Genomic DNA, 26596 nt, shown 5'->3' on the forward strand with positions numbered 1-26596 from the left:
CCACCGCTCACGTCAGACTGCTTCCTTCATGTGCATGAAAATCGCTTGCAATGCCGCGGCAAGTGTGACCACAATTTCATAATGGTGAAAATAGGCCGGAACGGCATCGACCGCAACTCTTTGGTCTAAAAGGCGGGCGAAAGTTCGGACCGGCGTTCAATCCGGGAGGTGGTGCGATGGCTCTCAAACGTCTCGTTCAGGCCGCGATCGCGGCTTTTGTTCTTGCCGCCGCGGTGCCGGCATCCGCGCAGCAGGTGTTGAAAGTGGGATCGACGCCGACCGGCGTGCCCTTCACCTTCCTCGATACCAAGACCAACAGCATCCAGGGCATCATGGTCGATCTCATCACCGAGATCAGCAAGGACGCCGGCTTTAAGGTGCAGATCGAGCCGATGCAGTTCTCGACACTGATCGCCTCGCTCACGTCAAACAAGATCGACATCATCTCGGCGGCGATGTTCGTCACGCCGGCGCGCAAGGAAGTGATCGATTTCTCCGAACCTTTCTACAGCTATGGCGAAGGACTGCTGGTGCCGAAGAGCGACAGCAAGAGTTACACCAAGCAGGATGATCTGAAAGGCGAGGTGGTCGGCGCGCAGGTCGGGACCGCGTTTGTCGACGCGCTGAAGAAGTCGGGCCTGTTCAGCGAGGTCAAGGCCTACGACACGATCCCGGATATTTTGCGCGACGTGAATGCCGGACGGCTGAAGGCCGGCTTCGCCGACTACCCGATCCTCGCTTACAACCTGAAGCAGGGCGGTTTTCCGGAGGCGCGCATCGTCGAGAGCTACAAGCCTGCGACCATAGGTTCGGTCGGCATCGGCGTGCGCAAGGGCGACACCGAGCTGCTCGCCAAGATCAACGCGTCGCTGGCGAAGCTGAAGGCGAAAGGGACGGTGGAAAAGATCCTCGATAAATGGGGCCTGAAGGCGCAGGGTACCTGATGCAGGCGTTCTGGCGCGACACGGTCGAGTTCCTGCCGATTCTGATGAGCGGCGTGGCGCTGACGATTATCGTCACGATCGGCTCGCTCTTGCTGTCGACCACGCTCGGCCTGGTCTGGGCGCTGATGCGGGTATCCGGTATCGGCGTCCTCACGGGCTTCAGCGCCGGGCTGATCAACGTGATCCGCGGCATCCCGATCATCGTGCTGCTGTTCTATCTCTATTTCGTGATGCCGGAACTCGGCCTCACGCTGACGGCGCTGCAGGCCGCGATCTTAGGGCTGGGCATCGCCTATTCGGCCTACCAGGCCGAGAATTTCCGCGCCGGCATCGAGGCCATCGACAAGGGACAGATCGAGGCGGCGCAGGCGATCGGCATGGGCTGGTGGCAGACCATGCGCCGCGTGGTGCTGCCGCAGGCGGTCAAGATCGTGCTGCCGCCCTACGGCAACATCATGATCATGATGCTGAAGGATTCCTCGCAGGCTTCGACCATCACGGTCGCCGAGCTCGCGCTGCAGGGCAAGCTGATCGCGTCTTCCACCTTCAAGAACACCAGCGTGTTCACGCTTGTGGCACTGATGTATCTGACCATGAGCATTCCGCTCATTCTTCTGGTCCGTCACTTCGAAAAGCGGGCGGGCCAGAAATGATCGAGCTTGCCAACGTTCACAAGAGTTTTGGCAAGGTCGAGGTGCTGAAGGGCATCACGGCGTCCGTCGAGAAGGGCGAGGTGGTCTGCATCGTCGGCCCGTCTGGCTCAGGCAAATCCACCATCCTGCGCTGCATCAACGGGCTGGAAAGCTATGACAGCGGCGACATCCTGGTCGAAGGCGCGCGGGTCGATCGCAATGCGCCCTCGATCGTTGCGATCCGTACCCAGGTCTCGATGGTGTTCCAGCGCTTCAACCTGTTTCCGCACCGCACCGCGCTCGAGAACGTCATCGAGGGACCCATCTTTGTGAAGAAGGAGCCGCGCGCCGCGGCGTTGGAGCGCGGCCGCGCGCTGCTGGCGCAAGTCGGGCTTTCCGACAAGATCGAGACCTATCCGCCGCAACTGTCCGGCGGACAGCAGCAGCGCGTCGCGATTGCGCGGGCGCTGGCGATGGAGCCGAAGGCGATCCTCTTTGACGAGCCGACCTCGGCACTCGATCCGGAGCTGGTTGGCGACGTGCTGTCGGTGATGCGCAAGCTTGCCGATGACGGCATGACCATGGTGGTCGTCACCCATGAGATGGGATTTGCCCGGGATGTCGCGGATCGCGTGCTGTTCATCGACGGCGGCGTGATCGTCGAGCAGGGGCCGGCGAAATCCGTCCTCAACCAGCCGCAGCATGCGCGCACGCAGGATTTTCTGCGGCGCGTGCTGCATCCCTTGTAAGCATCCGGTTACTACTCATGAACGCGCCTGCAACTCTGCCGCTGCCGCCAAGTCTCTACGCCGATACAGCGGTGGCGCCGACACCGGCGCCGCCGCTCGATGGAGACAAGAACGTTTCGGTCGCGATCATCGGCGGCGGCTTCACCGGGCTGTCCACGGCCTTGCACCTGACCGAGCAAGGCGTGGATACAGTCGTGTTGGAGGCGCAACAGCCGGGCTGGGGCGCATCGGGCAACAATGGCGGCCAGGTCAATCCGGGCCTCAAGCATGATCCCGATCAGATCGAAGCCGATTTCGGCACCGAGCTCGGCGGCCGCATGATCGCGTTTTCCTACGGCACCACCAACTATACGTTCGACCTGATCCGGCGTTACCAGATTCCCTGCGAGGCGCGGCAGAACGGCACGCTGCGCGCGGCTTACAATGAAGCAAGCGCGGCAGGAATCGAAAACACCGCCAAGCAATGCATCCGCCGCGGCATGCCGATAAAACTTCTGAACCGCGAGCAGATGCGCGAGATTACCGGCACCGACCGCTATCTCTGCGCCATGCTGGACAATCGTGGCGGCGACCTGCATCCGCTGAGCTATGCGCGCGGGCTGGCGCGCGCGGCGATCGCGGCCGGCGCTGCCGTGCATGGCGAAACGGCGGCGCTTTCCTTGTCTCGTGCAGGCGCCGGCTGGCGTATCGAGACGCCGCGCGGAACGGTGCGCGCAGAGAAAGTGCTGCTGGCGACCAACGGTTTTACCGGCGATCTCTGGCCGGGCCTGCGCCGCAGCATCGTACCGGTATTCTCCTCGATCGCAGCCACAGCGCCGTTATCCGAAGAAGTCGCGCGCACGATCATGCCGACGCGGTCCGTTCTGTACGAGAGCGGGCACATCACGGTCTATTACCGCATCGATCAGCATAATCGCCTGCTGATGGGCGGCCGCGGACCAATGCGCTGGATCAATAAGCCTGCCGACGTCGCCTATCTCATGCGTTACGCAGAACGGCTTTGGCCGCAGATAAAAGGCGTGAGCTGGACCCACGGCTGGAACAGCCGGCTCGCGATCACGCCCGATCACTATCCCCATGTGCATGAGCCCGCCGAAAACTTGCTGATCTCGCTCGGCTGCAACGGCCGCGGTGTCGCGCTCTCGACCGCGATGGGCGCGCAGCTCGCGCGTCGCCTCATCGGCGGGAAGAATGCCGAGATCGACATGCCCATCACCGGCATCAAGCCGATGGCGCTGCATGCGTTTTGGCCGATCGGCGTCACCGCCGCTGTCGTGGCGGGGCGAGTGCGGGACCGGCTCGGGACCTAGCGGCACGGCGGCCGAAGACCTTCGATCGACCAAAGAGGCATCACACTCGTCTTGGACGGAACCTTCCATCCCCGGCGAACGTTCGCTTGCGCAGGGCCAAATTCGAGGAGGTCAAGATGCGCAAGCAGCTATTGTTGTCGACGGGGATTATTTGCCTGATGCTGGCGCCGGGTCTGTCGTACGGTCAGGCCCCCGGCGGAAGAAGTGAGGAACCGAAGCAGATGCAGCCGAGCGATCGTGGCAAGGGTGCTGCATCGCAAGAACGCGGCGCCGAGCGGGCGCAGGAACGCGCCAAGGGTGCGGAGCAGAAGGCTCAAGGCGCGGCGGATCGTGAAGAAAGAGGAGCCGGTTCCCGGCAGGCGGGGGAGAAGGGCAAGGCGGCACCTGGGGCCGAGCGTCCAACGGCTGCGAGCGAAGACAGCAAACGTGGCCGTGGCGATGACGCGAAGAGGGCCACGGAGCAAACCAAGGGCGCCCGCCCGGGTGATCGGGAGGCCGACCGCGGTCGGGATGCCAAGGAGAGCGCTAAGGACAGTGCCAAAGACAGCACCAAGGGTACCGCCGAGTCCGGGAAGACCAAGAGCGGAACAACGACGTCCCAGAAGGAGCGCGAGGGCACAACCACCACCCAGAAGGAGCCGAGCCGCGATCAACGGGACAGAACCTCAAAGGATGCGGCTGAGCAGGGCAAGGAGACGGACCGGCCGGGCACCGCGACTGACACCACACGGACACAGACCCAGACCACCCAGACGCAAGACCGCCAGCAGATATCGACCGACAAGCAGGTGCGCATTTCTGAGACGTTGACCCGTGAGCGGCTGGCGCCGCCTCAGCGCAATCTCAACGTCTCGATCCGGGTGGGCGAGCGAATCCCGCGGCACGTGCGGGTCCAACGGCTGCCGGCCGCAATCGTCTCGATCGAGCCGGAGTACCGCGGTTATGACTACTTCACGACCGAGGAGGAAATCGTGATCGTCGAACCCCGCACGCAGCGGATCGTAAGCCAGATCCCGCGTGACGCGTCGCGCATTCGCGCGGCGGGCGGCGAGACCGGCAGTGGACGCGCGGCCGACGCGATGGCCCAGGCCGGCGGTGCGCCTTGCCGTATCATGCGCCGGGATACTGCGGGCAATATCACCGAAGACTCACCTACAACCGTTGGTTCGACTGCGCCGCAGGATTCGATCAGCGTCACCGTTCGCGCGCCGGGCGGCGGAGGGCAGACGAACCCGATTGCATTGGGTGCATCCGATGGACAGATCGTGGTCGCAATGCAAGGCGGCGACTGCACCGTAACGATTGAGCCGCAGACGCGATAGGTCTGCGGCCTCACGTCAAACGGCAAGATGAATCGCCTCTTTCGTCATGGCCGGGCTTGTCCCGGCCATCCACGTCTTTTCTCGGTTGATTGAAGCAAAGACGTGGATGCCCGGCACAAGGCCGGGCATGACGGTTTCCATGAGAGCCCTTATCTCATTCCGCCACGGCTTCGCTTCAGCTCTCCGCTACCGCCTCGCTCCAGGCGTGGAACGGCTCGGTGGCGCCGCTGTTGGTGCTACCATCGCGCAGCACGACGCTGGGGCAAGCGAACTTCATCGGCAGGTTCTGGATCCGCGCCTCTTCATAGTCGAACCGCGCGCCGAGCGCCTCGCGCGCAGCCTGAGGCAGACGCTTGTCGCCGATTACGACTGCGCCTTCGCTCGCGTCGATGCGCGGCTGATGGATCGCGGCGTCGAGGTCCATGCCGTAATCCATCACGAAGGACAGAAGCTGGCTTACGGCCGGCAGAATGCGCCGGCCGCCGGAAGCGCCGACCGCGAAGCGGCGGCCGTCGGCCGCCTGCGCCAGCACCGGCGTGTAATTGGTCAGGCAGCGCTTGCCGGGGGCCAACGAGTTTGGCGTGCCCGGCGTCGGGTCGAACCACATGATGCCGTTGTTCATGGTGATGCCGGTCTGGCTAGATACGAATTTGGAGCCGAACGTGGACAGCAGGGTCTGCGTCACCGCCGCCATGTTGCCGTCGCGATCGACCGCCGAGAAATGCGTGGTGCAAGCCGGCGCCAGCGCTTCCGCGCCGAGCGCGCGCCTGCCGTCTTCGTCGCCCATATCTTTCAGGCGCGCGCGATAGGCCGACTGCAGCGCCGATGCATAGGCGAGGTAGGCCGCCGCATCCGGTCCGCCGCGCGCCGGCTTGAGATCGTTCTGCAGCAGGCCGAGCGTGCGCGCCAGCGTGGGACCGGCGGTGAGTTCGGGCGTCGCGAACACCTTGCCGCCGCGATAGGGGATCGCCAGCGGCTCACGCAGATGCGCGCGAAACGGCGCGAGGTCTTCCACTGAGAGTGCGCCGCCGGCGGCCCGGATATCCTCAGCGAGACTCTTCGCCAGATCGCCTTCGTAGAAGTCGCGCGGGCCGGTGCTGGCGAGCTGCGCCATCGTGGCCTTGAGCCGGTCCCGCGGCAGGCGGACCACCGACCTGATGCCCCATTGCGGATTCGGCGGCAGCCCGTCCTGCAGATAGGCCGCGGCGCTTGCGGGATAGCGCCGGAGGTCCGCCGCTGTGCTCGAGATCATCAGCGTCGTCCACCAGTCGACCAGGAGGCCTTCGCCGGCGAGCTTGACGCTCGGCGCCAGCAACTCCTTCCACGGCAATTTGGCGTGACGGCGATGCGCTTCATCCATGCCCGCGACCACGCCGGGAACGGCAATCGAGCCGGGGCCATGAATGTTGCGGTCGTCCTTCACCCGCGGCCAGGGAAAAATATCGGAAGCCGCGCCACCGCCGGTCAGCGGATAATCCTCTGGCCGCAGGCTTAGCGGCGCACGCATGCCGTAGTCGATCACCTCATAACGGTCTTCGCGCGCGCGGTAGAGCACCATCGCGCCGCCGCCGCCGGGTCCGCTCATCCAGGGCTCCAGCACGCCAAGCGCAAACGTCGTCGCAATCACCGCATCGACGCAGTCGCCGCCGGCAGCCAGCACCTCGGCGCCGACCTCCGCGGCCCGGCTCGATTGCGCGGCGACGATGCCGCCTTTGGAGGTGACGGCCGGTTTGCGGATCACTTGGGTATTCGAGAACTGGTCGCGCATCAAATTTGCCTTGGTTTTTATTATGTTTGTGGAGACTGCCACGCTCTCGATATCAGCCCGTCGATGGCCGTTCTAGGCGAATTTCAGCGCCCCAGGAAGAACCCCGGCGCTGAGCCGTTCGGCTTTTCCAAGTATAGCGCCACACCGAGAAAGCCGTTCCGGTTGACGAAATTTGGCTTGAAAAATCGCCGCCACGGCGCAATGTGTCCATCACCGCCGGCCTCGTAAGGCGCCGGTGACTGGGGGACTGGCGCCGCTGCCAGGCAGAGCACAAGAGATGCCCCACGCTGTCAACCTGCTGCTTGGCCGGCTTGCACCAGCGACCTTCGCGCGGCTTGCGCCTTACCTGTCAGTGGTTGACCTGTCCGCTGCAGAAGTGCTTGCCGAACCTCACCAACAGCTCCAGCGGGTTTATTTCCCGCACTCAGGCATCATCTCCTGCGTTGTCGAATTGGCCGACGGCGGCGAGATCGAAACCGGCATGATCGGTCGCGATGGCGTGTTCGGCGCGAGCCAGGCGCTCGATAACAAGATGACGCTCAACCGCGTGACGGTTCAGATTAGCGGTAAGGCATCGATCATCGGCTCGGACAGGCTCCGCGCGCTTGCCGGCGAGCTGCCGGATTTCAAGGCGATGCTGACGAGGTACGAGCAGTTCTTTCTTTCACAGGTGCAGCAAACTGCCGCCTGCAATGCCGTCCATGACATCGAAGCACGCACCTGCAAATGGCTGTCGCGCATGTACGACCTCGCCGGTCCCGATCTGCCGTTGACGCAGGAGTTCTTTGCCGGGATGATGGGAGTCAGGCGTACGAGCGTGACGACCGTGGCCGGCGCATTGCAGAGCGCCGGATTGATCTCCTACAGCCGGGGGCGGCTCCACATCGTCGATATCAGCCAGTTACGGACGCGGGCCTGCGAATGCGATGAAGTCGTTCGGTCGCACTATCGACGGGTGTTTCGAGTGGCCGAGGCTAGCGAAATGAATAAGTCGTGACAGGTACGTTCGGCGATGCGCGCGATAGCTATCTGAAACTTCAGCAACGAATGCCTCAACATCGTCTGACTTCAAAAATATTGGCCAGATCATGACATAAAGACGTGCGAAGACCTCGCGGTTTGAATTGGCCTCAAGGCTCGATAATGGCACATTTGGGCACCGACGAGGCTTCTGCAAAGGGGGTGCCGGCCTTGACCGCGGACGCATTCATTCACCTGCCTGATCTTCGCGCGCGGGTGACACACCCGGAAAAATCGCTGCTGCGGCTGACGCCCGAAATGTTTTCGATGTGGGAGCAGCGTGCGCGGGCCGCAGGATGGCCGGCGGGCTGGCGGCTGCCGGACGAAGCAATCGAGGCGTCCCGGCTTGCGGTGCTCGGCGATCACAAGGCGGGCGACGACCTCTGGATCTATTCCTACGGCTCGCTGATGTGGGACCCCGGATTCCATTTCGCCGAAGTGCGGCTCGCCGACGTCGAAAACTATCAGCGTCGCTTCACGCTGAAGATCAATCTCGGCCGCGGATCGCCCAACCATCCGGCCCTGATGCTTTCGCTGGAGCCAGGCGAGGGATGCTGCCGGGGATTGGCGTTTCGCATCGCGGCAGCCTCCGTGCATGCGGAGTCTGCTATCCTGTGGCGGCGCGAGATGCTACGCGGCGGCTATGCGCCGGCGATGGTGCCGATGACCACGCCGCAGGGGCCGATCTCGGCGCTCGCCTTTGTCTCGAACCCCGCGCACCCGAGCTATGTCGGCGAGCTGCCGCTCGCCGAGACCGCGGCGATGATCGCGAGCGGGAAGGGCGTCCTCGGCACCAACCAGGAATACCTGGTGCAACTGGCGATGCAGCTCGATGCGCTGGGGATCGAGGATCCCTATGTCGCTCAATTGCATGCGCAGATCGACGGCGGCTGCGGCGCGTGAGGCGCTCGGTTATCGGCGACCTGCAGCGTCTCGGCCGCGGAGTGATACGCGCGGGGGGCTGTCAACAACCGAGCGGCCAGACCCGCAAGTCCAGCCGCTCCGATATTGTTGCCTCGCGGCTTACTCTGCCGCAGCGTTGACCGCGATCGGCGAGACGTCCTCGCTACTCTCTTCCAGCTTCCGAGGCAGTCCCGCAAAGCCGCGCAGCGCTTCAGCCATCTTCGCGCGTCCGCTGACGCCGGTGATCACGACATCCACCATCATCAAGGACGTGTGGATGTGGCCACGCGCCTGAAGTTGCTCGACCGGGACGCCTGCGGCAGCCAGCGCCTGGGCATATTCGATACCCTCATCGCGCAGCGGATCGAACTCGCAGGTTGCCACGAACGCCGGGGGCAGGTTCGTCAGATTGCCGCGCAACGGCGATACGCGCGGATCGGTGCGATCGGCGGGCGAACAATAGATGTCCCAGAACCAGAACATCAGCGATCGCGTCAGGAAATATCCGGTCGCATTGTCGGTGTAGGACGGACGGTCGAACCTGCAATCGGTGACCGGGCACACCAGGACCTGGCCCGCGATCTCAGGCCCGCCGCGATCGCGCGCGAGCTGGCAGGTGACGGCGGCGATGTTGGCGCCGGCGCTCCAGCCTGCAACCAGCACCGGCCCAGACCGTCCGCCAAGCTCGGCCGCATGCTCGGCGATCCAGCGCGTCGCCGCATAGCCATCCTCGGCCGCCGCCGGGAAGCGATGCTCGGGCGCATGGCGGTAACCGACGCTGACGACGATCATCCCGCTGCGACGGCAGATGTCGCGGCAGAACGGATCGTCGGATTGTTCGTCACCGAATACCCAGCCGCCGCCGTGGAAATAGACCACGATCGGATGCGGCCCCGGCGTTGCCGGCCGATAGAGACGGTAGGACAACAGACCATCGGCGCCGTGCAGCACGCCGTCGCCGACCTCGCCGACCGGGCGGCCGGCAGGACGGCCCTTGTTGAATTCCGTGACGAAGTCGCGCGCGCCTTGTGCTCCAAGTGATTCGATTTGCGGCAGGTTCATCTCCGCCAGCATGCCCAGCACCAGCCGCACGTCCGGCTGCAGGCGAACCACTTCGCCGTCGTTGCATTGCTCTGAAACGTTCGGGCCCGACAGGCGGAAGCCCAGCATGCCGCGGCCGACGACCTCGTTGCAGATGCTGCGATACGGGCCGACGCCGCCGGTATAGGGCATCACGCCCTGCGCTTTGCCGGGAACGTTGGCGCCTGTGTACCAGGTGTTGGCGAGCCGATGCAGCGTGATCATTGAACAGTCGGCCATGTGCCGCGCCCAGCCGGCCTGCGCCGTCTCGGTCGCGTCAATCGTTGTGAAGCCGGCCTCGCGCATCGCCGCCAGCCGGTCGACCACCCAGTCGACATGCTGCTCGATCGAGACCGTCATGTTCGACAGCACCGATGGGCTGCCCGGGCCGGTGATCATGAACAAATTGGGGAAGCCCGCGACGGTGAGCCCGAGATAGGTCTGCGGGCCGTCGGCCCAGACGTCGGACAGCGATTTGCCATCGCGGCCCGTGATCGGATGAACCGCCCTGATGGCGCCGGTCATGGCGTCAAAGCCGGTCGCGAACACGATCATATCGACGTCGAACGTGCGCTTGTCGGTTGTAATGCCGGAAGCCGTGATCTCTGTGATCGGCTCCTGCCGCAGGTTTACCAGCGTGACGTTGGAGCGGTTGTAGGTGGCGTAGTAGTTGGTATCGAGGCAGGGACGCTTGGCGCCGAACGGATGGTCGTGCGGGGTCAACGCTTCAGCCGTCTCCGGGTCCTTGACGATGGTGCGGATTTTTTCGCGGATCAGGTCGGCGAGCAGCGCGTTGCCGTCAACGTCGACGCCCTGGTCGGCCCAAAGCTGGGTCAGAATGTAGACGAGATCGCCGGTGGCCCACGCTTGCTCGAACCGCTCGCGCCGCTCGGCGTCGCTCAGTTGCCAGCTCACCGCCATCTGTTGCGGATAGGGGACGCCTGCGAGCGACCAGCGCGCCTGTTCGCGGTAACCGGCGCGGTCGCCTTCGAGCATAGCGAGGCGGTCCGCCGGCGCAGCACCATTATGGGCGGGCATGGCGAAGTTCGGGGTGCGCTGGAACACGGTGAGATGCTCAGCCTGCTCCGCAATCAACGGGATCGACTGGATGCCCGATGATCCCGTGCCGATGACGGCGATGCGCTTGCCGGCGAGCTTGACCTCGTCATGCGGCCAGCGGCCGGTGAAATAGATCTCGCCCTTGAAGTCCTTGACGCCATCGATCTCCGGCGGTTTTGGCGCGGAGAGACAGCCGGTCGCCATGATGTAGTAGCGGCAGGAAATGCTTGTGTCATTGTCTGTCGTGAGCTGCCAGCGCTCCGCGCTCTGATCCCAATTCGCCGCCGTGACCTTGGTGCGAAAACGGATATCGCGCCGCAGGTCGTATCGGTCGGCGACGAAGCCGAGATAGCGCAGGATTTCAGGCTGGGTCGCGTATTTCTCCGACCATTGCCACGCGCTCTCCAGCTCCGGATCGAACGTGTAGCTGTAGTCGATGGTCTGGATGTCGCAGCGTGCGCCGGGATAACGGTTCCAGTACCAGGTGCCGCCGACGTCGCCGGCTTCCTCGATCACGACGGCCGAGAAGCCGGCCTTGCGCAAGCGATGCAGGAGATAGAGGCCGGCAAACCCGGCGCCGACCACGGCGACATCGACCTGTTGCGTCGTGCCGCTGTTGGTCGATTCAGAAGAACGTGCTGCGACCGCTGCGTCTGGCATGCCACTCCTCCCGTGCGTTTTATAGTTTGGAGGAGGCTACTGCTGCGTGCTCGGTTTGTCATTAGGGCAAATACAATCGTTGGATGTTCTTGCGCGATACGATCTGCGGAGGCTCTCGATCCGCGATTTCGCGAATTCTTCGTGTGAAGCAGCGACTTACCTGCGACGCTCTGTACTCTCTCGACGTCGTCCCTGCGAAAGCAGGGACCCATAACCACCGGCGGAAGTTTTGCGAAAGGCGTCTGCCACGCTGCCATATCGAGAGATCACGCGGTATGGGTCCCTGCGTTCGCAGGGACGACACTGAGTGTGCTGCGCGCTCGTTTTCGAACTTCAAGCAGCCATTATCCGCGAAGGTGATCCAGAGGGCTTCGCTTCGCTACACGCGCTTGCGGCGCTCACTCGCGCGGCGGCGCTCGCTTCCGCCGGCTGTCCAGTTCGGGCTGAAATTGAGCGTGAAGTCGCGAAAGCTCTCGATCGCCGGCGAGAGCGATGCGCTGTTCCGTACGAACATCGCGATCTTCCATTTGACGGCCGGCTGCAGCAGCGGCAGGAAAGTCAGTCCGAAGCCGCGCACCAGCGGCTCGGCCATCGAGGGGCAGATCACGGCGCCCTGTCTCACCCGCAGCATCGACAGCGCGGTGTTCACCCGGTGCACCGGCACCAATTCCCTGGGGTGATGCCGGGGCGGCACGTTGCTCAACACGTTGATGGCGATGTTGGGCATGTAGTTGAGCAGCGGCCGCTCGCGGAGATCCCTCCAACTGACCGACTTGGCTTTTGCCAGCGGGTCATCGCCGCGCAACGCCACAAAGAGCGGGTCGGCGCAGATCATATGCGCTTCCACCTGATAATCCGGAACGACGCCGGCCGGTCCGAAGCCGATATCGGTAGAGCCGTTCTGCAGGCCCGCCAGCACTTCCTGGATCGGCACATCGTCGAAGCGGACGTCAACGCCCGGATGGCTGTCGTTGTAGCCGGCGATGAGCTCCGGCAGCAGCGTGCAGGAGAGCGTTTCGGGCGCCGCGACGCGCACCAGTCCACGGCGCAGCTCCTTGAGATTGGTCAGGTTGTCGAGCGCTTCGTCCAGGTTCGAAAGTACGCGCCGGGCCATCGGTGCAAAGGTCTCGCCGACACTAGAGGCAGAAACCTTGCGGGTCGTGCGGTCCAGCAGGCGGACGCCGACGCGGCTCTCCAGTTCCTTGATCAATCCTGAGAGCGCGGCCTGCGACAGGTGCATGGCCTTGGCGGCTTCCGAGAAGCTCGCAGCCTCCAGCACGGCCACGTAAGCGCGCAACTGCCGCAGTGTCACATCCATCCTCATGCCGCCTCCGAGCTTTCACCGCTTTCCGTATTCATAGGCTACGCTTATCAATCGGTCAAAAAATACACATTGTTCGATAGAAGGCGCGTCTCTATCGTTGCGGTATCGATAAGACGAAGGGCCAGGCGATCCAGCAATGCGATCGCGCCAACGCGGCTCGATAAAAATGGGACGGACGCGCCGGGCTGCAGCGCTTTTCACGCGGCCCTTATTCCCAAGAGGCATCTATGAAAGTCACACGCCGAACCCTGCTGGGGACCATCGCCGCCTGCTTCTCGGCTGCTCCAGGCTTTCCTGCGTTTGCCGAGGCCGATTGGCCGTCGCGGCTCGTGCGGCTGGTGTCGCCCTACGGGGCGGGCGGGGCAAACGACATTTCGTTGCGTATCCTGGCCGAGCAACTCGGGCGCAGCTTTGGCCAGCAGTTCATCGTCGAGAACAAGCCGGGCGCGGGCACGCGCATTGCCAACGAACTGGTCGCGCGCGCGGCGCCGGACGGATACACTTTCCTCTATGCGGCCGCGCCCTATGCCACCGCAGAAGCCCTGTACGGAAAACTGAAATACGAGCGCAAGGATCTGCAGCCGGTGGCGATGGCTGTCATGGCGCCGCTCTTTCTGATCGTCAACGCCAAGGCGAGCTTCAAGAATCTGCAGGAGCTGATCGCCTACGGCAAGGCGCAGCCCGACGGCCTTACCTTCGCCTCTCCGGGCGCCGGCTCTCAGCCGCATCTCGCGGCCGAGCTGCTGCTGAGGGACGCCGGTGTCAAGGGTCTCAATGTCCAGTACCGCGGCGATGCGATGGCCTACACGGAGCTGCTCGCCGGTCGCGTGGACGCCACCCTGACCGCGATCAGCACAGCGTTGCCGCATATCCAGAGCGGCGATTTTCGCGTGCTGGGCGTCGCTTCCGCCGCCCGCAGCGACATCTATCCCGCGGCTCCGACCTTGCACGAGCAGGGCTTTCCAAACGTGGTTGCTTCCGGCTGGTTCGGCTTCATGGCGCCATCAGCCACGCCGCAGCCGATCGTCGAGCGGATGCAGCAAGAGATCAATCGCGCGCTTGCCGATCCCGAAGTGAAGCAGAAGCTGCTCGCCCAGGGGCTGGAGGCGCGCCCCGGCACCGCGGGCGAGTTCGGCAAATTCATCGACGACGAGACGCGCAAATGGGGCGAGGTGATCCGCACGGCGGGCCTCAAGGGAGAATAGTCTAGTTATGCCATGAGGGACGATGCTCCCAGCATGGCGAATGTTACGAGAATAACTTGCGGTCACGAATCTTTCGCTCGTCAGTATAATACTCGCTCCACCACGCCTTCTCGCCGCGCTTTCGCGGCGGCTTGGCCAATTGCAGTTTCGTTCTGGCCTTCCTGGATTCGGCTTGCGCAACACGGAAATGATAGTGATCGAAGATTCTGAGCGCTTCGATCATATAGGACACGGCAATACGCCGGTCCTTTATCAAAAGAAGATTCTCGCCATTCGATGTGTCGGCCGGAGGTGAAAAATTGTAGGAGCCGAAGTAAACGCGCGCGGTGGGCTTGTCGAAATCAATTACCACGAACTTGTGGTGCATTCGATTTCCCCCGCCTCCTTTTGGTTCTGACTTGAAGGGCTCCGGCACGTTCTTCGAAAGCGCCGCTGGAAAGACCGGCTTGACCTTGCCATCCGGCTTCTGAAAATCCAGGCCTCCGACTTTTTTGTCGGAGATGCCATAGAGAAAGATACCTTTGGCCTTGGCCAGTTTCTCGACCGCCTCGCGAATAGGTCCTTCGGTCTGATATAGAAATGCCAGGGAAAACAGTACGCTGGATTCCGCCGACTTCATGTCTTCCGCAATGCTGTCGAGCAGTGCGTTGTCGCTGATATGCGGAGAGAAGGCAATTTCTGCATCGATATTGTCGAACCCAAGACTATTCCACTCGGCTGATCTCGTGGCACCGAAGCCAGACACCTTGTCGTTCTCCCAGTAACTCTCGAATGCATCAAGAAAGGGCTTGATGGCGGACTCGCCGGTCAGGACGACGGCGTTGTTGGACTGAACATAGAACCCGCGCCACGAGAAATTCGTCGAGCCGCAGACGGCTTTCTTCAGATTCGGTCCATCGACAACGATCGTCTTGTTATGTTGGAGCGCGCCCATCTTCTGGCGCTTCACATTGTCTTTTCCGGCTGTTTTCACGAGTCGCTTTGCGGCCTGCGACTCTCCCGATTCAGCAGGTCCGTGTTCCCCGGCATTGTCTATGATGATCTTCAGGCGAGAGCCCAGCTTCTCCAATCGGGACACCACTTCAATTTCGCTCAGATCGTAAGCAATAACCCGAACCTCCGCGTTTTCATCCTCAATCGCCTGATCCAGAACCTCGAGAATGGCGTGGCGGGCTTCAAAGCCCATCCAGGCGAGCGCCTCATCCTTCTTGGGATGGGTGGGGATGAACTTGAGGCCATCCTTGGCTTTTGCAGGCAGGAGCTTGGAAATCGTCTCGTACCTGTCGACAAACGCCTGCGACAATACGAACCCGCGTGTGTAAGTGACATTGAGCTGATCCGGGTAGGTTTCCCGGCGCAGTTCAATGGCCGCCTCCTGCGGCTCGCCAAAACTCAGCTCGTCCTGCTCATTCATGAAAACCGGGGTGACCCGGTAGATGAATTCTCCGGCCAATTCGGCGTTTCGAGGAAAATGCACCCAGCGAAATTTCTGTATGGGCGATTGCATCGAGGTCAGCCGATTTGGATTGGTCTTTCCGTCGGCGCCTGGAAACGCGATCCGGTTCTTCAAGCTAAAGAACCTCTTGCCGTCCGGCTCCTTGTATTCGATGGCGAAACCGACAAAATCGAGCGGCGGCTCATCGTCCTTCCAATCCATCGCGACCAGAGCCATGCCATCGCCGCGGTGAATCTTGAGGGTAAAGAGCGCGTCGGCGTTGCTTCCTGTGACCTGAAATTCAGACATTGGCGCGCCCCCAAGTTGAAGTTTTATGCAACTTTAAGGCGATCCAGGTCCGATCCGCAATGGCGAAGTGACGGCCGGAGCACTATCTTTGAATTGTCACAGAAACGGCGGTGGCCAAGCCCATATCGAGCGATTATTGGTAGTCACGGGGTAGACACTCTGGAACGCGGGCCCGGCGAGAGATCGTGAGTTTCTTCGAGCGTTTAAAGACAGAAGCGTCCGTGGAGTGGCGGGCCTACACCGAACATCCCTTCACGGAAGGGCTGGCGGACGGCTCGCTCACTGAGGCGGCGTTTCGTCACTACCTCGTTCAGGACTACCTGTTCCTGATCGAGTTTGCCCGCGCCTACGCGCTCGCCGTCTACAAGTCGCCAAGGCTCGCCGACATGCGCGAAGCGGCGGCAGGCCTCTCGGCGATCCTCGACGTCGAGATGAACCTGCATGTGAAGCTCTGCGCCGGCTGGGGCCTGTCGCCGGACGATCTCGAACGAGCCCCTCCGGCGGTCGAGATGCTGGCCTATACACGCTACGTGCTCGACGCGGGGATGCGCGGCGATCTGCTCGCGCTCAAGGTGGCGCTGGCTCCTTGCGTGATCGGCTACGCGGAGATCGCGACGCGGCTCGCCTCAAAGCCCAATGCGGTCGCTGCGACAAATCCCTATCATGTCTGGATCGCCGAGTATGCCGGTGCGCCATATCAGGAGGTCGCGGCGAATGCGCGGACGCACCTGGATGGTCTCGCCGATCGCTACGTCACACCGGCCCGCGAGGCCGAGCTGATCGCAATCTTCAAGGAAGCCACCCGGCTCGAGGCAGATTTCTGGGAAATGGGTTGGCGCGCAGGCCAGCGTTGAACAGTCATCGACGGCGTGTCGGGCCGGCAAGCCCCGCGAAACGTGTTTGCCGGCATCTCGCGTGGAAGAATAGCAAGCTCAGTTCGCATACAAGCCTTCGACGATCGGCAATCGCGCGGCGCGCAGTGCCGGAAACAGTCCGCCGATCAGGCCTACGATCAGCGCAAGCGCAACACCCTCGGCGATCAGCCAGGGACTGAGCTTGAAGTCGAACACCACCTGCGTGAAGTTGCCGCCAAGGGTCGAAGCCGTGACGCCATCGAAAATCAGGTAGGTCGCGGCAGCCCCTAACAGGCCGCCGATGACGGCGAGCAACAGCGATTCGGCCAGCGTCCCGACAAAGGCTGGGAAGCCGCCGAAGCCGATGGCGCGCAGCGTTGCGATTTCCGTCGCGCGGGCTGCGACCGACGAATACATGGTGTTGAGCGCGCCGGCGACCGCCCCCAGCGCCATCGCGATTGCGAGCGGCCAGCCGAGCTTCTGAATCAGATCAGAGGTCTGCGACGCCTGTTCTGCAAAGTAGGCTGCTTCGGATTTGACATCGAGCTTCAGCCGCGGATCGTTGTCGCTATAGCTTTTGAGCTCATCCAGTGCGGCCGGCCCGGTGAGGCGCGCGCGCACGGTCTGGACGATGTTGTTGCGGTTGAACAGGCTCTGCACCACGTTGAGATCGGCCCAGATCTCGGATTCGAACACGCTGCCGCCGGCCTCGAATACGCCGACGACGTTCCAGCGTGTGGCGCCGAACGACACGGTAGAGCCGAGGTCTAGTCCTTCGAATTCCTGCAGCAATGCCTTGCCGACCACCACTTCGTTGCTGCCGCGATTGAACATGCGGCCTGCGGTGATGCGAACGTCCTTGCGCAACTCGGAGCCCTGTTCGCCAATCCCGCGCAGCGGCAGATTGGCCTTGGTCTTGGTCGTGCGCTTGATGCCGTCGACCACAAGATAGAGTTCCGGCGAGATCAGCGGCTTGCCGTCGCTGCCGCGCGCAATGCCGGGTCCATCCTCGATCAGCCGCACCTGATCGCGGCTCACGGTGCTGTTGATCTCGGCCTGCGAGCCGGCCCGCAGCACGATGGCCATGTCGTCGGCGCCGGATCCCGCAATGGTGCGCTGGAAGCCGTTGGCCATCGCCAGGAATGCGAGCAGCACGATCACCACCAGCGCGATCGCGATCACGGTCGAAAGCGACAGCCAGCGCCGCTGTCCAATGCTTTTGAGATTGATGGCGGTGACCGCCGCGACTTGAAGCCAAAGCGAACGCATGCCTATCCCCGTCCGAGCGCGGTTGCAATTTTGAGCCGCATGGCGTTGAGCGCCGGGATGATCCCGGTGATCAGCCCCAGCGCGATCATCAGCGCCAGCCCCTGTAGAGCTATGGCCGGCGATACGGCAAAGCCGGGCACGACGTTGGCGAGGCTGTTGCGCAGCGCCATGGCGATCAGCGCCGCGATCGCCAGTCCGGGAATGCCGCCGAGCAGCGCCAGCAACACGGATTCGCCGAGCACCATTCCCAGGATCCGCGGGCCTGAAAAGCCGAGCGTCTTCAATACGCCGATCTCGCGCGTCCGCTCCCGGATCGACAGCGCCATGGTGTTGCCGACGATCATCAGGATGGTGACGAAGGCGGCGCCGACGACCAGCAGCACGATCAGCGCGATGTTGCCGAACTGCGCCGCGAACGCCTTGCCGAACGCCTTTTCGGTATCGGTCGAAGTCTCGGCCGTGGAATTGGCAAACATCGCGTCGATCGCTTTTGCCACGCGATCGTTGTTTTCGGGCGAGGTGGTCTGCAGGATCATCCAGCCGATGGTGTCCTTGCCGAAACTGCGGGTTTCGTCGAAATAGGGGTACTGGAACAGGAGAAAGTTGGTGTCGACGTGCTCGGCCTTGCCCTTGACGATACCGGCAATGGTGAGATCCCAGGTGTGGCCGCCGCTCTTCTGGCTGAAGATGTTGCTGTTAAGAGGAATGCGATCGCCGATCTTCCAGCCCCACTTCTGCGCCAGGCTTTCGCCGACCACCGCGCTGCCGCGGTCACGCATGAAGGCCTGAAGCTGTTCGGGCGGGACTTCGAATTCGCTGCGATACACGTCGAAATAGGTGTTCGGCTCGATCGCGAGCGCCATGATGAAATTCTTCGGATCCTGATAATAGCCGCCGAACCAGTTGGCGAAGGTCACCTGCCGCACCCCTTCCACCGCGCGCACGCGAGTGAAGTAGGCGATCGGCATCGGCTGGGTAAAGTTGATCTTGTTGACGGTGATCATTCTATCAGCGGCGGCGGCATCCTCGCCGGCCGTGAAGGCACGGTAGAATCCGGCGAGCACGCCGAAGATCATGAAGGCGATCAGGATCGACACGATCATCAGCACCGCGCGCAGTTTGCGGCGGAACAGGTTTTTCCGGACCAGGTCGAAGTCGTTCACGCGGCAAGCTCCCGTTCGACGAACCGGCCCTTGTCGAGATGCAAGACGCGCTTGGCGTAGTTTGCCGCGGCGGGATCATGCGTAACCATCACGATGGTCTTGCCGAGTTCGCCATTGAGCAGTTGCAGGATCGTAAGGATCTCGTCGGCGGATTGCCGATCGAGATCTCCGGTCGGCTCGTCGCACAGCAGCAGGTTCGGATCGGAGACGATGGCGCGCGCAATCGCAACGCGCTGCTGCTGGCCGCCCGACATTTCCCGCGGACGGTGCTTGATGCGATCGGCGAGCCCGACCACGGAAAGCGCGGTGTGAACGCGCTCGGCGCGCTCCTTGCTGCGCAATTTGGTAAGCAACAGCGGCAGTTCGACGTTCTGCGCCGCGGTCAGCATCGGCATCAGATTATAGAACTGGAAGATGAAGCCGACATTGGCGGCTCGCCAGGCGGCAAGTTCGCCCTCGGAGAGGCCGTCGATGCGCTGGTCTGCAACCGCAATCTCGCCCGCGTCGGCGCGGTCGATGCCCCCGAGCAGATTGAGCAGCGTGGTCTTGCCCGAACCGGACGGCCCCATGACAGCAATGAAATCGCCGCGGGGAATCGCAAGATCGAGATGATCGAAGATCGAGATCGTCTCTTTTCCCTTGGTGAAACGCTTAGCTACGCCGGTAAGGCGAACCATCGGATGCTCGGCTGTCACGCTTGTCTCCTCTAAGGCTTCCGGCTGTAGGCTATTTCGCGGCGGTGGCTTCAGCGGCGCCATTTGCCTTGGCATCGCGCAGAAAGTTCACCTTCACCGCCATGTCGGGCAGAATGCGCGGGTCCTTCTTGTCGAAGCGAATCCGAACCTTGACCGTGGCCTTCTCGCGGTTCGCAGTCGGAACGATGGCGATCACCGAGGCGGGAATGGTCCAGTCCGGATAGGCATCCAGCATCGCGTTGACGGCGCCTCCGGGGGTGACGCGGCCGATGAAGGCTTCGTTGACGTCGACTTCGATTTCGATCGAATCCATGTCGACGATGGTGCAGATACCGGTGCGCGTATAGCCGCCGACCGACATCGGTGAAATCATTTCGCCCGGCTGGGCGCTGCGGTCGATGACGACGCCGGCAAACGGCGCCCGGATCTGATGCTTGTCGAGCATCGAGCCGCTGCGCTTGGCGTCGATCTTGGCGGTCTCGAATTGCGACTGCGCCTGGCGCAATTGCGCGCTGAGCACGCCGACCCGCGCCTGCGCCTTGGTCAGGTCGGCCTCGGTCGCAAAATTCTTCTGCGAGAGTGTTTGTACACGCGACATGATCCGGGTCGCGTCCTCCAGATCGGCGGTGATCGCGGCGATCGCGGCGTCAGCGGTCTCGGCGCGCGAGCGGGCCAGCTCATAATCCTTTTCGGCAAGCACACTATCGAGCCGCGCGACGATCTGGCCCTCGGTCACCGTCATGCCTTCGTCGATGAAGACCTCGACCACTTTGCCGGTGATCTCGGCCGCAACGGTTGCCTTGCGGCGCGCCACCACATAGCCGGAGGCCGCCAGATTGCCGGCCGCCTTGTTATTCGTTGCAGTCTGCTGCGGGGGCTGCGGCGTCTGCGGCTGTGCGGCGGGCTGCTGTGCGGTCTGCGATATGGTCTCCTTGGGCGGGTCCTGCCTGCCAAATTCAAAAGCGGCAAAGGCGGCGAATCCGATGACGCAGACGGCAATCGCGGCCGAGATCGGCAGCCAGCGGCCGGCCGATCGTTCCGTCTTGTTGGCGCTGCGATCAATAGTCAGCGATCTCAGCAGTTTGCTCTTGTCGTCGGTCATTGCTCATTCCATCCGGCTGCCCACTGAAGTTCCCGCGCGGGCGGCGTCATTGTCGCGCAGGTGGTCTCGCTCGCAGCCGGTCTACATCTCTCGCCATCAAAGGGGCAGGCGCTCAAGCTCTCCGTGAGGCGGTGTCCCCAGCTCGGTTGTAAATCCGGTAAAGCTCTCGCGAGCGCCAGGCGGCGCCCGTTTTTCGACGAGGCGAATGGCACGTATTTAAAGCCTAATAGTGACGGAGGCAATTCCTGGAACCAGCTGGAGTTGTACGCTCCGTGTTGCCAGTTGTGGCCATGAGCACCGAGTATCCTTCGCTTGGGAAGCCTGTCGATCCCGGATTGCGCTCAAAACCCGGCAAAACCCAGCGGCGGGAACCGTCGCGTTCAGTCTATCTCGATCGCTACCTTCCCGAAATGCGCGCCGCTTTCCATATGGGCAAACGCCTGTTTCGCCTGATCGAACGGAAAGATTTTGTCGATCACCGGCTTCATGCGACACGCCGCGATGGCATCAACCATCGCCTGGAGGTCCTCGACCGATCCGACGGTGACGCCCTGCAGCCGCTGCTGCTGCATGACCATCAGCGGCAGCCGCAGGTCGGACGGCGGCGGCCCGGCGAGCACGCCGATAAAGGCGATCGTGCCGCCGATCCGGGTCGCCCGGATCGATTCGTTCAGCGTTCCGACCCCGCCCACCTCGACGACCAGGTCGACGCCGTGGCCGCTCCACTCGCGGGCCTTCTTTCCCCAGTCGGGTGTCGCCCTGTAGTTCAAGGTAAAGTCGGCGCCGAGCTGCTTGAGGCGTTCGATCTTCGCATCGCTGGATGAGGTCGCGATGACGCGCGCGCCGCACATTTTGGCAAACTGAAGTGCGAACAGGGATACCCCGCCGGTACCCTGCGTCAGAACGGTCTGGCCGGGTTTCACGCTGCCCAGCTTGACGGTTGCGCTCCAGGCCGTGAGCCCGGCGCAGGGCAGCGCGGCGGCTTCGATATCGCTGAGGTGCTTCGGCGTTCTGACCAGCGCGTGCTTCGGAAAGATCCGGTACTCGCTGAGGACGCCGTCCACCGCGCCGCCGAGGGCGCTGCGCATCTTTGCTTCGCTTGGTTCGCCGGCGATCCAGCTTTCGAAGAAGCTTCCGATGACGCGGTCGCCGGCTGCGAATTCCCGCACGTTCGGGCCGACCCGCTCGATCACGCCCGCACCGTCCGAGGCCGGCACCAGCGGAAATTTCTGACGCGAACCGTAACCGCCCTTTACGGTGAGCAGATCGCGATAGTTCAGCGTTGCCGCTCTCAGCCGAACCAGCACCTGACCGTCACCGGGCTCCGGCACTGGCTTGTCGACGAGGGCAAGTCCATCGATTCCGTCCGGTCCCTGCAGCTCATAGCACTTCAACGGGGTTCTCCTTCGGCGCAGCCGGGTAAGCGCCATATTGCCGCAAATGTTCCGGTTCCGCCAAGCCTATGGATCAGAATCGCGCGGCCATCTCGGCCAGCCGCCGATGCGCACCTTCGCGTGCGGTGCGGATCGGTTCGAGCGGCCCCGTGGTCGGTCCAATCGGCACGAAACGCACGTCGCTGACGCCGATGAATCGGAGCGCCTCGCGCAAGTATGGCGTCGCCATGTCGATGCGGCCGCGATTCATGCCGGTGATGAAATCGCTGCCGCTCGCCAGGATCACGATTGTCGGCCTGTCCTTGAACAGCGGCAGATATCCTTGCGCCGGATCGTAGCGAAACGCCAGCCCGGGCTGCGTGATGACGTCGATCCATTGCTTCAGCCTGTAGGGAATACCGAAATTCCACATCGGCGTTGAAATCAGCACGCGATCGGCGAGCGCGAACCGGAGCGCGATGCGCTCGGTGACCGCAAAGGCGTCGCGCTGCGAATCCGTGAACGCCCGCCCGCCGATGCGGGCGTATTTGGCCTCCAGTACATAACCCTCGAAATCCGGCAGGTGATCCCGCCACAGGTTCATCACGTCGATGTCCCAGTCCGGCCGTGCCTGACGGAAGCGGTCGATAAAGACCCGCGCGCCGGCGGAGGATTCCGAGTCTGCGCGCGGCGAGCAGCTCAGGTGAAAGAGTTTTGGCATGGCCACACTCTGTTCATCCCAATCCTCTGATGACCGCATCGGCGTTGGTGACGACGGCGACGTTCTGCATCGCGAAATTGATGGACGCGTTGTGCCAGTCGGCATTCATGGTCGAGCAGCAGTCTTCCGGCACGATCATGAAGTAGCCCTTGTCGGCACCGGTGCGGGCGGTGTGCTCGATCGACATGTTGGTCCAGGCGCCGGTGTTGATGATCATGTCGCGGCCGGTCGCCTTGAGGATGGTTTCCAGCCTTGTGCCTTCCCAGGCGCTCATGCGCATTTTCTCGACGACGAAATCGCCGGCGCGCGGCTCGAGCCCCGGCACCGGCGCGGCGCCCCAGCTTCCGCGCACCATCGCGCCGCTGTCGACCAGCCCTTCAAACAGCGGCGCGTTGAGCGTGACGCCGGGCGCGCCCGGCTCGACGATGAACCAGACATGGATGATGACGACGCCGCGCGCCCGCGCGGCTTCTGAGAGGCGGCGGACATTGTCGACCACCCGCTGCTGCCGCGCGTGGCCGGGCGATCCGGAATCGGCGAACGCGCCGCCCTCCATGATCACATCGTTCTGCAGATCCTGAATGATCATCGCGCAGCGCCGCGGATCGAGCTGCATGTCGCCGGCGGCAAGTTGCGGCGGCGCCGGTTGCGCAGAGCCGGTGTCCGGGCCGGTCGACGTGCGGCCACTCATATAGGGCTCGTGGCGCGGTCCGGCCTTGACCGGAATCGCATAGACCGAATGGGTCGCGGTCAAATACAGCGTGCGAAAATCCGGGCCGCCCCAGGCGAGATTGGCGACGAGTTCGGGAACGCGCACCTTGCCGAGCAACTCGCCTGATGGCGAATAGACCCAGACGCCGCCGGGCGCCGTGACCCAGACATTGCCGCGCTGATCACACTTCATGCCGTCGGGCAGGCCGGGCTCGAGCTCGGAGCGGATGCCGCTGGCGAAGATGCGCGCATTGGCGAGCGAACCATCAGCCTCGACATCGAAAACACGGATCAGCGCCTGCGTGGTGTCGTTGACGTAAAGCAGGCGCTCGTCGGGCGAGAAGCAGAGGCCGTTCGGCTGGTCGAACAGATGACGGTCGACCACGAGTTTCGGCGGGCCGCCGCCGTGCGGAACGCGATACACGCCCTGGAAGCCGAGCTGGCGCGGCCGCTCGACGCCATAGACCGGCATGCGGCCATACCAGGGGTCGCTGAAATAGATCGCGCCGCTCGAATGCACGCAGACATCGTTCGGGCTGTTGAGCTCCTGGTTCTCGAAATGCGAGGCGATCACCTCGCGCCTTCCGTCGGGGCGCTCGCGGATCAAGGACGAAGTGGCGTGCTCGCAGACGATCAAATTGAGTTCGGCGTCATAGGTCATGCCGTTGCATTTGTTCGAAGGGCGCTTGACTTCGACAACGCCGCGCTTGGCATCCCATCGCCGGCGCACATCGCCCGGCATGTCCGAAAACAATAGGTAATGATGGGTGGGGTGCCAGATCGGCCCTTCCGTGAATTCGAAACCGGTGCCGACCTGGCCGACCGGCGCGTAGGGATCGATCAACGTTTCGAATTCCGGGCGCAGCGTGACATGCGTCATCGTTCCGTCCTTTCAGCCTCAGGCCGGGAACCAGTGGCGCTGGGGCAGGCTCTGAACCACCGGGCCGGGCACCTGATCGTGCAGCCGGCCGACCACCACGCCGCCTTCAATCTTCGCCGGCCGGTCGTGAACCGGGAGCAAATAGCGCGAATTGCTCAGGAGTTTTTTGATCGCCGCCTTTTCCGCCCGCTTGCTGGTGCCGTGATTGCCAGTCGTTCGCGGCTCGGCGTCGTGGATCTCGCGGAAGGGCGTGACGATCTGGTCGTTGAAGTCGTAGATCACGTCGCCGCAGATGGTGGCGATGCCATCCGCGGTATGGACATGGATGTTCATCGAGCCTTCGGTGTGGGCGTTGGCGGCATCGCAATAGACGCCCGGCATCAGTTCGATCGGACCGGTCACTTCGAGATCGAGGAAGCGCAGCGCGCTCTTGGTGTGCAGGCGGTCGATCAGATGCTTGATATCGGGCGCCGGATATTGCGGATGCATCAAGCCGGAGACGGAATATTCCAGTTCCTTGCGGTTGAGCACGACCGTGGTGTTCATCGGAAACAGATCGTCCTTGCCGGCGTGGTCGATATGCAGATGGGTATGGCAGACGTAGCGGACGTCGCCCATGCGCACGCCGTGGCGCGCAAGCTGGTTCTCGATCATGTTCTCGTGGAACTGAAGCCCGCGCATGCCCAGCGTTTCCATGATCTGGTTCGAGCGATAGCCGGTGTCGACCACGACCGGATAGGGACCGCCGACGATCAGGAAGCCGAGCGTCAGGACACGGCGGGTGCGGCCGCAATCGCGGCCGAGCACGAGAAAGCTCGATTCCAGTTCGATATCCCCATAGTCCAGGATCTTGATTTCAAGCGGCATATATTCCCTCCCACATTCTTTCAATCGGCGGATCAGCGTGCGCCGTCATCGGTCAAGCCGGTAGACGCGCGAGGCTGTTTTTCTCAGGACTGCATCGCGTTGGTCCGCTGGAAGCGAGGCGGTTGCGGCGAGATAGGCATCGACCAGTTCGCGATAGCTGGTCCAAAGTTTTTCGATCGGAAAGTTCGAGCCGAACAGGCAGCGGTCAGCGCCGAAGATCGCGACTGTCTCGGTGAGAACACTGGCTACATGCGCGGGGTCGTTGCGGTGGATGAAGGTGCCAAGGCCGGAAAGTTTTGATACGACATTCGGGCAGGCCGCGAGCCGGGTCATGCCGGCACGCCAGGCCGCGCGCCCTTCAGGCGAGAGGTCTTCCAGCATGCCGGCGTGCTGCAGGATGAAGGTTACATCGGGACAGGCTTCGGCGAGCCCCGCAGCATCAGCCATCTGCGGTGCGAACACCTGCAGGTCGAAGCTGAAACCATACTCGGCGAGTCGCGAGATATTACGCCATACTAGCGGATCGGCGCAGAGGTCCGGCCGCGCCGCAAAACGATAGAGCGGGTTTTCGTGCCAGTGCAACTGCATGCGCACGCCGCGCACCAATGGATAGCGCGCCAGACGGTCGAGCTGCGGGCGGACGTCTTCAACGTTGAAATCGGCATAGGAGACGATGGCGTGCGGCCAGCCATGGTCCTTTGCGGTCTCTTGCACCCAGGCGGTTTCGTCCTCGAAGCGATCATTGGCCCAGTTGGTCTGCACATAGACCGACCGCGTTACGCCTGAGCCGGCGAGATCGCCGAGATATTCCTCGATCGGATAGTCGCGCCGAATCGGCTCGTAGGGGCCAAAAATGCGCGGCTGCATCGGGCCGACAAGCCAGGGCAGGTCGGCCTGGCGCCAGATATGATGATGGGCGTCGACGATTTCGGTCACGCGGCCTTCCTTTGTCCGAGCGAGAGCACATGAGAGACGATCGCGGCGGTAGCCCCGCCGCCAGCCAGATCATCCACGAAGCGCCGGATCGCGATCAGCGCTTCGGTCTGCGGCTGAAAGCCGGGGCCGGCGGCGAGCGGCGTCAGCCAGCTCAGGCGCCAGGCGCGCCGCGACAAATTTGCGACGGCATCGCGCAACGCAGCAGGATCGCCGCGTTCGAGGCCGTCGGAGACGATGACGACCGCAGCGCCGCGCGCATAGCCGCCGAACCGGGGCACGGCCAGGAACGCCTGCAGCGCGTCGCC

24 protein-coding genes are annotated in these 26596 nt (G+C 63.0%); 9 read left to right on the forward strand and 15 right to left on the reverse strand.

All coding sequences use genetic code 11. The annotated features are described in order from the left end of the window. Window positions 1-176: 176 nt before the first annotated feature. From CP49_RS41705 to CP49_RS41725, 5 genes are all read left to right on the forward strand, one after another. Window positions 177-944 (forward strand): ABC transporter substrate-binding protein, encoded by a 768-nt coding sequence (locus CP49_RS41705; protein ID WP_057855888.1) that lies wholly within the window; start codon window positions 177-179, stop codon window positions 942-944. Next, window positions 944-1597, forward strand: coding sequence for an amino acid ABC transporter permease (locus CP49_RS41710; protein ID WP_057855889.1), 654 nt, complete (start codon window positions 944-946; stop codon window positions 1595-1597). Before CP49_RS41705 ends, CP49_RS41710 begins: the two co-directional genes overlap by 1 nt. After that, on the forward strand, window positions 1594-2325 hold the full coding sequence (locus CP49_RS41715) for an amino acid ABC transporter ATP-binding protein (RefSeq protein ID WP_057855890.1): 732 nt from the start codon (window positions 1594-1596) through the stop codon (window positions 2323-2325). Before CP49_RS41710 ends, CP49_RS41715 begins: the two co-directional genes overlap by 4 nt. A gap of 17 nt (window positions 2326-2342) precedes the next feature. Beyond that, complete coding sequence (locus CP49_RS41720; protein ID WP_057855891.1) at window positions 2343-3635, forward strand: NAD(P)/FAD-dependent oxidoreductase; 1293 nt, start codon at window positions 2343-2345, stop codon at window positions 3633-3635. Window positions 3636-3751: 116 nt separating this feature from the next. Continuing rightward, window positions 3752-4957, forward strand: coding sequence for a DUF1236 domain-containing protein (locus CP49_RS41725; RefSeq protein WP_057855921.1), 1206 nt, complete (start codon window positions 3752-3754; stop codon window positions 4955-4957). A gap of 15 nt (window positions 4958-4972) precedes the next feature. Here the strand turns inward: CP49_RS41725 and CP49_RS48860 are convergent, their stop codons facing one another. Beyond that, window positions 4973-5098 (reverse strand): hypothetical protein, encoded by a 126-nt coding sequence (locus CP49_RS48860; RefSeq protein WP_276326497.1) that lies wholly within the window; start codon window positions 5096-5098, stop codon window positions 4973-4975. A gap of 34 nt (window positions 5099-5132) precedes the next feature. Next, window positions 5133-6725: a gamma-glutamyltransferase family protein gene (locus tag CP49_RS41730; protein ID WP_057855892.1), complete on the reverse strand. Its 1593-nt coding sequence runs from the start codon at window positions 6723-6725 to the stop codon at window positions 5133-5135. Window positions 6726-7002: 277 nt separating this feature from the next. Here CP49_RS41730 and CP49_RS41735 point away from each other — a divergent pair, with 277 nt between their 5' ends. Both CP49_RS41735 and CP49_RS41740 read left to right on the forward strand, forming a co-directional pair. Continuing rightward, entirely contained in the window at window positions 7003-7722 is a 720-nt protein-coding gene (locus CP49_RS41735; RefSeq protein ID WP_057855893.1) for a Crp/Fnr family transcriptional regulator, read from the forward strand. Between the two features lie 194 nt (window positions 7723-7916). Then, complete coding sequence (locus tag CP49_RS41740) at window positions 7917-8648, forward strand: gamma-glutamylcyclotransferase (protein WP_057855922.1); 732 nt, start codon at window positions 7917-7919, stop codon at window positions 8646-8648. Window positions 8649-8768: 120 nt separating this feature from the next. Here CP49_RS41740 and CP49_RS41745 read toward each other — a convergent pair whose 3' ends face one another. After that, the gene (locus CP49_RS41745) at window positions 8769-11447 is read right to left on the reverse strand and encodes a flavin-containing monooxygenase (RefSeq protein ID WP_057855894.1); all 2679 of its coding nucleotides are present in this window, start codon (window positions 11445-11447) and stop codon (window positions 8769-8771) included. Between the two features lie 379 nt (window positions 11448-11826). Beyond that, window positions 11827-12771 carry a LysR family transcriptional regulator gene (locus CP49_RS41750; protein WP_082646514.1) on the reverse strand — a complete coding sequence of 315 codons (945 nt, stop codon included), beginning with the start codon at window positions 12769-12771 and terminating at the stop codon, window positions 11827-11829. A gap of 227 nt (window positions 12772-12998) precedes the next feature. On the opposite strand from CP49_RS41750, the gene CP49_RS41755 reads away from it, so the two are divergent. After that, on the forward strand, window positions 12999-13976 hold the full coding sequence (locus tag CP49_RS41755; RefSeq protein ID WP_057855895.1) for a Bug family tripartite tricarboxylate transporter substrate binding protein: 978 nt from the start codon (window positions 12999-13001) through the stop codon (window positions 13974-13976). A 43-nt stretch (window positions 13977-14019) separates the two neighbouring features. On the opposite strand, the gene CP49_RS41760 is transcribed toward CP49_RS41755, so the two are convergent. Then, the gene (locus CP49_RS41760) at window positions 14020-15720 is read right to left on the reverse strand and encodes a phospholipase D-like domain-containing protein (protein WP_057855896.1); all 1701 of its coding nucleotides are present in this window, start codon (window positions 15718-15720) and stop codon (window positions 14020-14022) included. A gap of 185 nt (window positions 15721-15905) precedes the next feature. Here CP49_RS41760 and tenA point away from each other — a divergent pair, with 185 nt between their 5' ends. Then, window positions 15906-16574 (forward strand): thiaminase II, encoded by a 669-nt coding sequence (gene tenA / locus CP49_RS41765; protein ID WP_057855897.1) that lies wholly within the window; start codon window positions 15906-15908, stop codon window positions 16572-16574. Between the two features lie 78 nt (window positions 16575-16652). On the opposite strand, the gene CP49_RS41770 is transcribed toward tenA, so the two are convergent. The 10 genes from CP49_RS41770 to CP49_RS41815 all read right to left on the reverse strand — a co-directional run. Beyond that, the gene (locus CP49_RS41770) at window positions 16653-17843 is read right to left on the reverse strand and encodes an ABC transporter permease (protein WP_057855898.1); all 1191 of its coding nucleotides are present in this window, start codon (window positions 17841-17843) and stop codon (window positions 16653-16655) included. A gap of 2 nt (window positions 17844-17845) precedes the next feature. Then, the gene (locus tag CP49_RS41775) at window positions 17846-19006 is read right to left on the reverse strand and encodes an ABC transporter permease (RefSeq protein WP_057855899.1); all 1161 of its coding nucleotides are present in this window, start codon (window positions 19004-19006) and stop codon (window positions 17846-17848) included. Further along, window positions 19003-19683 (reverse strand): ABC transporter ATP-binding protein, encoded by a 681-nt coding sequence (locus CP49_RS41780; protein WP_057855923.1) that lies wholly within the window; start codon window positions 19681-19683, stop codon window positions 19003-19005. Before CP49_RS41780 ends, CP49_RS41775 begins: the two co-directional genes overlap by 4 nt. Window positions 19684-19732: 49 nt before the next feature. Next, window positions 19733-20803 carry an efflux RND transporter periplasmic adaptor subunit gene (locus CP49_RS41785; protein WP_057855900.1) on the reverse strand — a complete coding sequence of 357 codons (1071 nt, stop codon included), beginning with the start codon at window positions 20801-20803 and terminating at the stop codon, window positions 19733-19735. A 380-nt stretch (window positions 20804-21183) separates the two neighbouring features. After that, window positions 21184-22197 carry a zinc-dependent alcohol dehydrogenase family protein gene (locus CP49_RS41790; protein WP_057855901.1) on the reverse strand — a complete coding sequence of 338 codons (1014 nt, stop codon included), beginning with the start codon at window positions 22195-22197 and terminating at the stop codon, window positions 21184-21186. Between the two features lie 73 nt (window positions 22198-22270). Continuing rightward, a complete protein-coding gene (locus tag CP49_RS41795) occupies window positions 22271-22897 on the reverse strand; it encodes an FMN-dependent NADH-azoreductase (protein WP_057855902.1) in 627 nt (208 codons plus the stop codon). A 13-nt stretch (window positions 22898-22910) separates the two neighbouring features. Next, window positions 22911-24488: an isochorismatase family protein gene (locus CP49_RS41800; protein WP_057855903.1), complete on the reverse strand. Its 1578-nt coding sequence runs from the start codon at window positions 24486-24488 to the stop codon at window positions 22911-22913. Between the two features lie 18 nt (window positions 24489-24506). After that, window positions 24507-25355, reverse strand: coding sequence for an MBL fold metallo-hydrolase (locus CP49_RS41805; protein ID WP_057855904.1), 849 nt, complete (start codon window positions 25353-25355; stop codon window positions 24507-24509). A gap of 45 nt (window positions 25356-25400) precedes the next feature. Then, a complete protein-coding gene (locus CP49_RS41810) occupies window positions 25401-26291 on the reverse strand; it encodes an amidohydrolase family protein (protein ID WP_057855905.1) in 891 nt (296 codons plus the stop codon). Next, window positions 26288-26596 (reverse strand): VWA domain-containing protein (locus CP49_RS41815; protein WP_156438944.1); only part of this gene is annotated, 309 nt, incomplete at its 5' end. The genes CP49_RS41810 and CP49_RS41815, both read right to left, overlap by 4 nt.

It is taken from the genome of Bradyrhizobium valentinum, assembly GCF_001440405.1.
Taxonomy (GTDB): Bacteria; Pseudomonadota; Alphaproteobacteria; order Rhizobiales; family Xanthobacteraceae; genus Bradyrhizobium; species Bradyrhizobium valentinum.

What these genes read in the sequence shown, in the direction of transcription:
- CP49_RS41710 (WP_057855889.1), top strand. Translation starts at nt 944, where the DNA reads ATGCAGGCGTTCTGGCGCGACACGGTCGAGTTCCTGCCGATTCTGATG.
- CP49_RS41705 (WP_057855888.1), top strand. Translation starts at nt 177, where the DNA reads ATGGCTCTCAAACGTCTCGTTCAGGCCGCGATCGCGGCTTTTGTTCTT.
- CP49_RS41750 (WP_082646514.1), bottom strand. Translation starts at nt 12,771, where the DNA reads ATGAGGATGGATGTGACACTGCGGCAGTTGCGCGCTTACGTGGCCGTG.
- CP49_RS41725 (WP_057855921.1), top strand. Translation starts at nt 3,752, where the DNA reads ATGCGCAAGCAGCTATTGTTGTCGACGGGGATTATTTGCCTGATGCTG.
- CP49_RS41730 (WP_057855892.1), bottom strand. Translation starts at nt 6,725, where the DNA reads ATGCGCGACCAGTTCTCGAATACCCAAGTGATCCGCAAACCGGCCGTC.
- CP49_RS41795 (WP_057855902.1), bottom strand. Translation starts at nt 22,897, where the DNA reads ATGCCAAAACTCTTTCACCTGAGCTGCTCGCCGCGCGCAGACTCGGAA.
- CP49_RS41755 (WP_057855895.1), top strand. Translation starts at nt 12,999, where the DNA reads ATGAAAGTCACACGCCGAACCCTGCTGGGGACCATCGCCGCCTGCTTC.
- CP49_RS41720 (WP_057855891.1), top strand. Translation starts at nt 2,343, where the DNA reads ATGAACGCGCCTGCAACTCTGCCGCTGCCGCCAAGTCTCTACGCCGAT.
- CP49_RS41800 (WP_057855903.1), bottom strand. Translation starts at nt 24,488, where the DNA reads ATGACGCATGTCACGCTGCGCCCGGAATTCGAAACGTTGATCGATCCC.
- CP49_RS41735 (WP_057855893.1), top strand. Translation starts at nt 7,003, where the DNA reads ATGCCCCACGCTGTCAACCTGCTGCTTGGCCGGCTTGCACCAGCGACC.
- CP49_RS41715 (WP_057855890.1), top strand. Translation starts at nt 1,594, where the DNA reads ATGATCGAGCTTGCCAACGTTCACAAGAGTTTTGGCAAGGTCGAGGTG.
- CP49_RS41745 (WP_057855894.1), bottom strand. Translation starts at nt 11,447, where the DNA reads ATGCCAGACGCAGCGGTCGCAGCACGTTCTTCTGAATCGACCAACAGC.
- CP49_RS41770 (WP_057855898.1), bottom strand. Translation starts at nt 17,843, where the DNA reads ATGCGTTCGCTTTGGCTTCAAGTCGCGGCGGTCACCGCCATCAATCTC.
- CP49_RS41760 (WP_057855896.1), bottom strand. Translation starts at nt 15,720, where the DNA reads ATGTCTGAATTTCAGGTCACAGGAAGCAACGCCGACGCGCTCTTTACC.
- CP49_RS41780 (WP_057855923.1), bottom strand. Translation starts at nt 19,683, where the DNA reads ATGGTTCGCCTTACCGGCGTAGCTAAGCGTTTCACCAAGGGAAAAGAG.
- CP49_RS48860 (WP_276326497.1), bottom strand. Translation starts at nt 5,098, where the DNA reads ATGGAAACCGTCATGCCCGGCCTTGTGCCGGGCATCCACGTCTTTGCT.
- CP49_RS41785 (WP_057855900.1), bottom strand. Translation starts at nt 20,803, where the DNA reads ATGACCGACGACAAGAGCAAACTGCTGAGATCGCTGACTATTGATCGC.
- CP49_RS41805 (WP_057855904.1), bottom strand. Translation starts at nt 25,355, where the DNA reads ATGCCGCTTGAAATCAAGATCCTGGACTATGGGGATATCGAACTGGAA.